The sequence below is a fragment of the Inquilinus sp. CA228 genome, from assembly GCF_052078665.1.
Taxonomy (GTDB): domain Bacteria; phylum Pseudomonadota; class Alphaproteobacteria; order DSM-16000; family Inquilinaceae; genus Inquilinus.
This window is the reverse complement of the sequence record NZ_JBQJIK010000039.1, coordinates 67,018-73,962: the sequence shown is the minus strand read 5'-3', so window position 1 is coordinate 73,962 and position 6,945 is coordinate 67,018. Positions and strand designations below refer to the sequence as shown.

Here is a 6,945-nt window from a genome sequence, read left to right as displayed (position 1 = left end):
TATGTGCACGGCAACAGCTACACCGAGACGGGGGCAGGCCCATTCGACCTTGCCGTCGAATCCGAGGGCGCCACGGCCTTCACGGCGATTCCCGCGGTGGAGGTGGGCCGGCGCATCCCCATCGGCGGCACCGCGGTGCTGCGCCCGTTCGCGAGCGCCGGCGTCGAGCTCAACGCCAGCGGCGACTGGGCGGCGACAGCGCGCTTTGCCGGCCAGCCGGGCAGCCGGGGCTTCCGCGCCACGACACCCATCCCGGACGTGCTGGGCAAGTTCACCGTCGGCGCCGAAGTGCTGAACAGCACGAATTGGGACTTTCGACTGCAGTACAGCACCGAGGTCGGCGACGGGTATGCCTCACATGCCGGCTTGGGGCGGCTGGGCTATCGGTTCTGAACCCCTGTCGGTGTCCCGGCACATGGCGGCCTTCGGAAGCATCGTTGTAACGACAATCGGGAGCGCGAGATGAAGAATGGAATGCTTTCGGTCCTCTTGGGAGCCGGCATGGCTCTGGCTGCCAATGTCTGTCTCGCGGCCGAGTCGACTCAGGTCGAGAAGGTCCAGGCTGCGCTCGCCGCCTGGCTGGCGGCGCGAGCGCCGATCGAAGACGTCACCGGCATCGCCGCGTATATCAGCTTCGGCGATGCCGGACCGGCAATCGAAGCCTTCGCCGGGAAAGTGGGCCGCGACCCGGGCGCCGGTCCGGTTGACCAGGACACCCTCTATCAGATGGGGAGCACGTCGAAGTCATTCGCCGTCGCGGTGATCCTCAAGCTCGAAGCGGCGGGAAAACTCTCGATCGATGACCCGCTCGGCAAGTGGCTGCCGGAGTATCCGGCGTGGCAGGACGTTACCATCCGCCGCCTCCTCAACATGACGAGCGGCATTCCCAATTACTCCGAGACCGAGTGGATGTCCCGCGCCTGGGCGGACCAGCCCAAGCGGGACTTCACGATGAAAGAGCTGGTCGCCGCCGCGTATCCGGGCGCGACCAACCAGCTTCCGGAAAACAGCGGTTATTTCTATTCCAATACCAACTATGTCCTCGCCGGCATGATCGCCGAAAAAGCCACCGGCAAGCACTATCGCGACCTCGTCCATGATCTCATCATCGAGCCGCATGGTCTCTATTCGACATTCTATGAAGCCGGTACCTACCCGGAATCGGTGATCAACCGGCTGTCGCATGGCTACTTCGAGAACCAGGCGTGCGCCGACTACCAGCCCGGCTGCAAGGAATCGTGGAACCTGTCGATCATGGGACGGGACATGCGTGAGGCCAGCACCTCCTGGGCACAAGCCGCCGGCGGCGCGATTTCCAGCGCCCGTGACGTCGATCGCTGGATGCGCGCCGTGTTCCACGGGAAGGTGGTGCCGCCGAAGCAGCAGCAGGAGTGGATGCAGCTCGTTTCGATGAAGACGGGCGAGCCGATCGCCGCCGTTTCCGAGGATGATCCGGCCGGCTTCTCTCTGGGATTGGGCAACCGCATCCTGGGGCCTCTGGGCGCGCAGTGGTTCTACCAGGGCGAGACCCTCGGCTATCGGACGCTTTACGTGTGGATCGCCGCCGAGGACCTGATGATCACGGTCCAGACCAACAGTCAGCCGCCGGAAGGCACCAGCAAGCTCAACGACGCCGTCGCCGCCCTTTACCAGATCGTCAAGACATCGAAAGCCGACTAGGACACGGCGGATAGATCCGACTGGTCAGAAACACGTCCACCACTGGGAGGTCGTCCGTGCTGCCGCTTTGCCGCCGTCCCAACCCGATGCCCGCCGCCCTTGCCGTCGCGCTTTGCCTGGGCCTCTCGGCCTGCGCCGCCGATCGGCACGCGGCGCCGACGGCATCGCCCTTCGTTTCCGTCGCGAGCCAGCCGGCCAATGTCGGCGATGCCCGGACCGCGGCGCTCGCCTATCACAACTCGGGCGCCTATGACCGCGATGTCGCCGACATCGCCGCCGAGGCCGGGCGCTGGCTCGCCGCCCGGGCCGCCGCCGTGCCCCGGCCGGCCCTGGTGCTCGATATCGACGAGACCGCCCTGTCGAACTGGGAGATCATCACGCGCGACGATTTCGGACGCCCGATCGTCGGCCCGTGCGACCCGGCGGGGGAAGGACCGTGCGGCTGGGCGGCCTGGGACCAGCTCGGGCGCGATCCGGCGATCGGGCCGACCCTGGCATTGTTCCGGCAGGCCCGGGCCACGGACGTGGCGGTCTTCTTCATCACCGGACGGCCTGAGAACCAACGCGCGGCGACAGAGCGGAATCTCGCGGCGGCGGGCTATCGCGGCTATGTCAGGCTCGCGATGGTGCCGGACGGTGCGCATTTCACCTCAGCCGTGGATTTCAAGGCGCCGGTGCGCGCCGCGATCGAGGGCGAGGGCTATACGATCGTTGCCAATGTCGGCGATCAGCCCTCGGATCTCGAGGGCGGCCATGCGGAGCGCGCGTTCCTGCTGCCGAACCCGTTCTACCGCGTGCGCTGATCGCTCTCCCCATCAGTTGTTCACGCAATGTTCATTGCTTAACCTCTCGCATCTCGTTCATGATACGTTCTATGGACGAGACGCAATCCGATTCCGACGAGATCAAGCCGACCGATCCCGACATGAAATGGACGGGGTGGGCGCTGGACAAGCTGCGCGAGATCGTCGACCTGGACATCGCCACCAAGCGGGCGACCACGCGGGAGCAGTCGCAGATCCTGCGGGGGTCGGAGATGCCGGACTACCCGCTGATGCAGTCGCGGCTCTCCCGGTCGGTGCGGCTGTCGCTCGCCATGACCGAGCGGATCCGCGCCGACTACCTGATGCGCCGGGCCAAGCGGACCGAGTCGGGCGAGCAGGAGCGCCGCCGGCAGAAGCGGGAGCAGACTGCCGAGGCCGTCGCCAAGGCGGTGGCCCAGCCGGACGAGCCCGAGGACGTCGAACGCGTGCGGTCGATGGTGTGGGAGTCGCTGGTCGAGGACGAGATCCTGGACGTGCAGCTGGACACCCTGTCGCCCGAGGAGTTCCTGCGCGAGGTCTGCCGCAAGATCGGCCGCATGCCGCCTTCGGCCCCTCCGCCGCAGGGCTGGGACGCCGCCGACACCATCGGCCTGCCCGGCCCGCGCGTGGAATGCGTCGCCGCGGCCTCTCTCCCTGGGGACGACTGGGCCGAGCCGCCGGACGAGTCCGTGGACGGCTTTCCGCCGTCCAGGCCGCCGAAGCCGGACAGCAGCTGAGGGCCGCGCCGTCGCGACATGCCCTCTGATCCTGACGAACCGAGTGTTTTGCCTCTCCCATTTACGGGAGAGGTCGGAGGCGCTTGCGCCTCCGGGTGAGGGGATTTTTGTCGAGGCCTGGCCCCGCTCTCACCCCGCCGTCAGCTCCGACCAGCGGCGGGCGAGATAATTGTGCTCGTCCATCACCGTGTTCCACACCGCGATGCGGCTGGCACGGCGCCAGTAGGAGCCGCCGGAGCGCACCGCGGCGGCCTTCACCGCCACCCGGCCGTCGGTGCCCTCCAGGTCCTTGGCTGCCGGCTTGCCCTCGTACCAGTAGTCCCATTCGGCCGGGTCCAGGAACGGGCGCACCCGCTTCGGAATCGACATGTAGTAGCCCTGCCGGGCCATCACCGCGCCGGGCCAGCCGGACAGCCACCAGTTCAGATAGGCATAGGCCACGTCCAGCGCCCGGCCGGACAGGGGCGCGGCGATGCACAAGCCCCCATGCCAGGCGCGATAGCCCTCGCGCGGCGCCGCCTCGCGCACCGGCACGCCCAGGCCGGACAGGGCGACCGCGGCCGGGGCCCAGCTGCTCTGGATCGCCGCGCGGTGGTCGACCATCAGCCGCTTGGCGTCGGCCATGGTCTGCCAGAAGCCGCAGAAATGCCCCTGCCGCTTGCGCGCGATCAGCAGGTCGATCAGCCGGTCGATCTCCGCCAGCGTCATGTTGCCGATATCGGCGAAGCTGGCCTCGCCGCGCGCCTGCGCCGCCAGCGCCGCGTCGAACACGCCGATCGCCGGCTCGTCGACCAGCGCGACCCGGCCGTGCCAGCGCTCGTCCAGCAGCCAGCCCCAGCTCTCGGTCTCATAGGGCTGGCCCGGCGGCACCACGGTCGGGTCATAGGCGAAGGCGTCGACATTGTGCACCGCCGGCAGCATGCTGATGTGGCGCGACGGCTGCGGCCCCAGCGACCGGTCGGGCTGGACATACAGCTTCTTCACCGGCGCGTCGCCGCGGCCGATCATGGCGTCGGCGCTCAGCCGCCCGGTCTTGGTCAGGTCGTTGACCTCGCCCCAATGCTGGATGCGGCCGGTGTCGATCGGCTGGATCGCCTTCCAGAACCAGACGATGTCGAGGTTGTGGAAGCACTGGTCGTAGATGTCGAACGCGCCGGGCTGGGTCGCCGCCTTCTGCTGCGCGCCCAGGAAATCCAGCGTCTCGTAGCCGATGGTGATGCCCAGATCGGCCTCGGCCCGTTCGCGGATGCTGTCCAGCAGCGTGATCTCGGTGCCGAGCACACGCAGATGCGGCCGGCCCTCGGTGTGCACCGCCGGCTTGCTCAGCCCCGGCTTGCTCAACATGCTGTCGGCTGCGTCCGCGGCCATGGTCCATCCCCTGGGCGAAGCCGTATTAGAAGCGGATTTGCCGGCGGCTGGCCAGTGCGGCGCAAGGGCCGTTCGGGCGGATCACGCCGGAACCGTCGCGGTCTCGGCGAAGGCGGCCTGGAAGGCGGCGAAGGAGCGCTCGATCTCGGCCCGGGCGATGCCGCGGGTGATGAACACCAGCCGCGACCGCCGGTCGCCGTCCGGCCAGGCGTCGAGATGGCTCGGCGCGTGCACGATGTGCTGCGCGCCCTGGACCACCACCGGGGTGTCGATTCCGGCGACGTGCAGCAGCCCCTTGACCCGCAGCACGTCGTCGCCGCGGCTGTGCAGCAGCAGGGTCAGCCACAGGCCGAACACGGTCCAGTCGACCCGGTCCTCGACCTCCAGCACGAAGGCGGCGATGCTCTGGTCGTGGCGGTTCACGTCGTGGCCGTGGTCGTGATGCCAGGCGGCGCTGCCGGTCCAGCGCGCCAGGTCGAACCAGCGGCGGATCTCGGCCGGCTTGGTGGCGGGGTCGAAGGCGTCGCCGCCGACCAGCGCCTCGGCCGGCGGCGGGGCGTTGGCGGAGCGCCACAGCGGCACCGCCGGGTTGATCGCCCGGAGCCGAGCCTCCAGCGCCGCCACCGCCTCGGGCGCCGCCAGGTCGGTCTTGGTCACCAGGATGCGGTCGGCCACCGCCGCCTGCTTCGCCGCCTCGGGCTGGCGGTCCAGCTGGGCCAGGCCGTTCACCGCATCGACCGTGGCGATCACGTTGCCCAGGCGGAAATGGTGCCGGATCACCGGCTCGCTCATCACCGTCGCCAGCACCGGGATCGGGTCGGCCAGGCCGGTGGTCTCGACGATCAGCCGGCCGAAGGCGGGGATGGTGCCGGCCTCGCGCCGGTCGTACAGGCCGCGGATGGCGCGGCCCAGATCGCCGCGGATGGTGCAGCAGATGCAGCCGCTCTGCATCAGCACCACGTCCTCGTCCACCGCCTGCAGCAGATGGTGGTCCAGCCCGACCTCGCCGAACTCGTTGATCAGCACGGCGCAGCCGGCGAAGGCCGGGTCGGCCAGGATGTGGCGCAGCAGCGTGGTCTTGCCGCTGCCCAGGAAGCCGGTGAGGACATTGACCGGGATCGCCTCGCTCATCGCCCGCTCCCCGCGATGCGGTCGAGCAGGGCGGGGTCGAGCGGGTCGATCCTGCGGCCCCGCATCCGTGCCGCCGCCGCCCACACCGCCGGCAGCGCGTCGACGATCTCGCGCTGGCCGGTCGGGCCGCTCAGCACGAAGGCGCTGCCCTGCCAGTCGTCCAGCCGCAGCCCGAACAGGGTCAGGATCCGGTTGGCGGCGGCGGCGCGGTGCAGCCGCTCGGCCCGGCGGGTGCGGCCGGCGCCGAACACCTCCGGCCGGCCGGATTCCGCCGTCCAGTGCTCCTCGCCGCCCAGCACGCCGCACACGCCGCACATGGTGCTACTTCTTCCGCGGGTGCCGCCGGGCGAAGTCGTCGGCCATCTCGTCCATGGTGACGAAGCGCACGCCGGGGTGGCGGATCATGTGGTTGTACAGCCGCTCCAGCATCAGCAGCACCTGCGGCCGCCCGGCCACGTCCGGGTGGATGGTGATCGGGAACACGGCATAGTCGTACTCACGGTAGACCCAGTCGAACTGGTCGCGCCACATCTCCTCGATGTGCCGCGGATTGACGAAGCCGTGGCTGTTCGGCGACTTCTTGATGAACATCATCGGCGGCAGGTCGTCGAGGTACCAGCTGGCCGGGATCTCGATCAGGTCGGTCTCGACGCCGCGCTTCAGCGGCACCATCCACTCGCTCGGCTTCTTCGCGAAGTCGATCTTGGTCCAGCTGTCGCCGACGCGGACATAGTAGGGCTCGAAGTCCTTGTGCATCAGCGAGTGGTCGTACTTGATGCCCTTCTTCAGCAGCAGCTCGTTGCTGACCTGGCTGAACTCCCACCACGGCGCGACATAGCCGGTCGGCCGGCGGCCGGACAGCTGGGTCACCAGCTCGATGCACTTGTCGAGAACCTCCTCCTCCTGCGCCGGGGTCATGGCGATCGGGTTCTCGTGGCTGTAGCCGTGGATGCCGATCTCGTGCCCGGCCTCGGCGACGGCCTTCATCTGCTCCGGGAAGGTCTCGATCGAATGGCCCGGGATGAACCAGGTGGTCTTGATCCCCAGCCGGTCGAACAGCTTCAGCAGGCGCGGGCTGCCGACCTCGCCGGAGAACAGGCCGCGCGAGATGTCGTCCGGCGAATCCTCGCCGCCATAGGAGCCGAGCCACCCGGCCACCGCGTCGACATCGACGCCGAAGCCGCACAGGATCTCTTTCGCCATCAGGGGTTCCTCCTCTCGTTGGG

General features: G+C 68.8%; 8 protein-coding genes. 4 read left to right on the top strand and 4 right to left on the bottom strand.

Features of this window, described 5'->3' with window-relative positions; translation table 11 throughout:
- The 4 genes from ACTOWL_RS20215 to ACTOWL_RS20200 form a co-directional block, all read left to right on the top strand.
- Nucleotides 1-393: autotransporter outer membrane beta-barrel domain-containing protein (locus ACTOWL_RS20215; RefSeq protein WP_441323071.1), on the top strand; the 393-nt coding region annotated here is incomplete at its 5' end.
- Nucleotides 394-501: 108 nt separating this feature from the next.
- Nucleotides 502-1,680, top strand: coding sequence for a serine hydrolase domain-containing protein (locus ACTOWL_RS20210; protein WP_441323070.1), 1,179 nt, complete (start codon nt 502-504; stop codon nt 1,678-1,680).
- 56 nt (nt 1,681-1,736) lie between these two features.
- Nucleotides 1,737-2,483: an HAD family acid phosphatase gene (locus ACTOWL_RS20205; RefSeq protein WP_441323069.1), complete on the top strand. Its 747-nt coding sequence runs from the start codon at nt 1,737-1,739 to the stop codon at nt 2,481-2,483.
- A 59-nt stretch (nt 2,484-2,542) separates the two neighbouring features.
- Nucleotides 2,543-3,220 (top strand): hypothetical protein, encoded by a 678-nt coding sequence (locus ACTOWL_RS20200; RefSeq protein WP_441323068.1) that lies wholly within the window; start codon nt 2,543-2,545, stop codon nt 3,218-3,220.
- Between the two features lie 129 nt (nt 3,221-3,349).
- On the opposite strand, the gene ACTOWL_RS20195 is transcribed toward ACTOWL_RS20200, so the two are convergent.
- The 4 genes from ACTOWL_RS20195 to ACTOWL_RS20180 form a co-directional block, all read right to left on the bottom strand.
- Nucleotides 3,350-4,588 (bottom strand): ABC transporter substrate-binding protein, encoded by a 1,239-nt coding sequence (locus ACTOWL_RS20195; protein WP_441323067.1) that lies wholly within the window; start codon nt 4,586-4,588, stop codon nt 3,350-3,352.
- A gap of 81 nt (nt 4,589-4,669) precedes the next feature.
- Nucleotides 4,670-5,719 carry a CobW family GTP-binding protein gene (locus tag ACTOWL_RS20190; RefSeq protein WP_441323066.1) on the bottom strand — a complete coding sequence of 350 codons (1,050 nt, stop codon included), beginning with the start codon at nt 5,717-5,719 and terminating at the stop codon, nt 4,670-4,672.
- Complete coding sequence (locus ACTOWL_RS20185) at nt 5,716-6,036, bottom strand: hypothetical protein (RefSeq protein ID WP_441323065.1); 321 nt, start codon at nt 6,034-6,036, stop codon at nt 5,716-5,718. Before ACTOWL_RS20185 ends, ACTOWL_RS20190 begins: the two co-directional genes overlap by 4 nt.
- 4 nt (nt 6,037-6,040) lie before the next feature.
- A complete protein-coding gene (locus ACTOWL_RS20180; protein ID WP_441323064.1) occupies nt 6,041-6,922 on the bottom strand; it encodes a polysaccharide deacetylase family protein in 882 nt (293 codons plus the stop codon).
- Nucleotides 6,923-6,945 lie beyond the last annotated feature (23 nt).

What these genes read in the sequence shown, in the direction of transcription:
- ACTOWL_RS20210 (WP_441323070.1), top strand. Translation starts at nt 502, where the DNA reads ATGGCTCTGGCTGCCAATGTCTGTCTCGCGGCCGAGTCGACTCAGGTC.
- ACTOWL_RS20180 (WP_441323064.1), bottom strand. Translation starts at nt 6,922, where the DNA reads ATGGCGAAAGAGATCCTGTGCGGCTTCGGCGTCGATGTCGACGCGGTG.
- ACTOWL_RS20195 (WP_441323067.1), bottom strand. Translation starts at nt 4,588, where the DNA reads ATGGCCGCGGACGCAGCCGACAGCATGTTGAGCAAGCCGGGGCTGAGC.
- ACTOWL_RS20200 (WP_441323068.1), top strand. Translation starts at nt 2,543, where the DNA reads ATGATACGTTCTATGGACGAGACGCAATCCGATTCCGACGAGATCAAG.
- ACTOWL_RS20185 (WP_441323065.1), bottom strand. Translation starts at nt 6,036, where the DNA reads ATGTGCGGCGTGTGCGGCGTGCTGGGCGGCGAGGAGCACTGGACGGCG.
- ACTOWL_RS20190 (WP_441323066.1), bottom strand. Translation starts at nt 5,719, where the DNA reads ATGAGCGAGGCGATCCCGGTCAATGTCCTCACCGGCTTCCTGGGCAGC.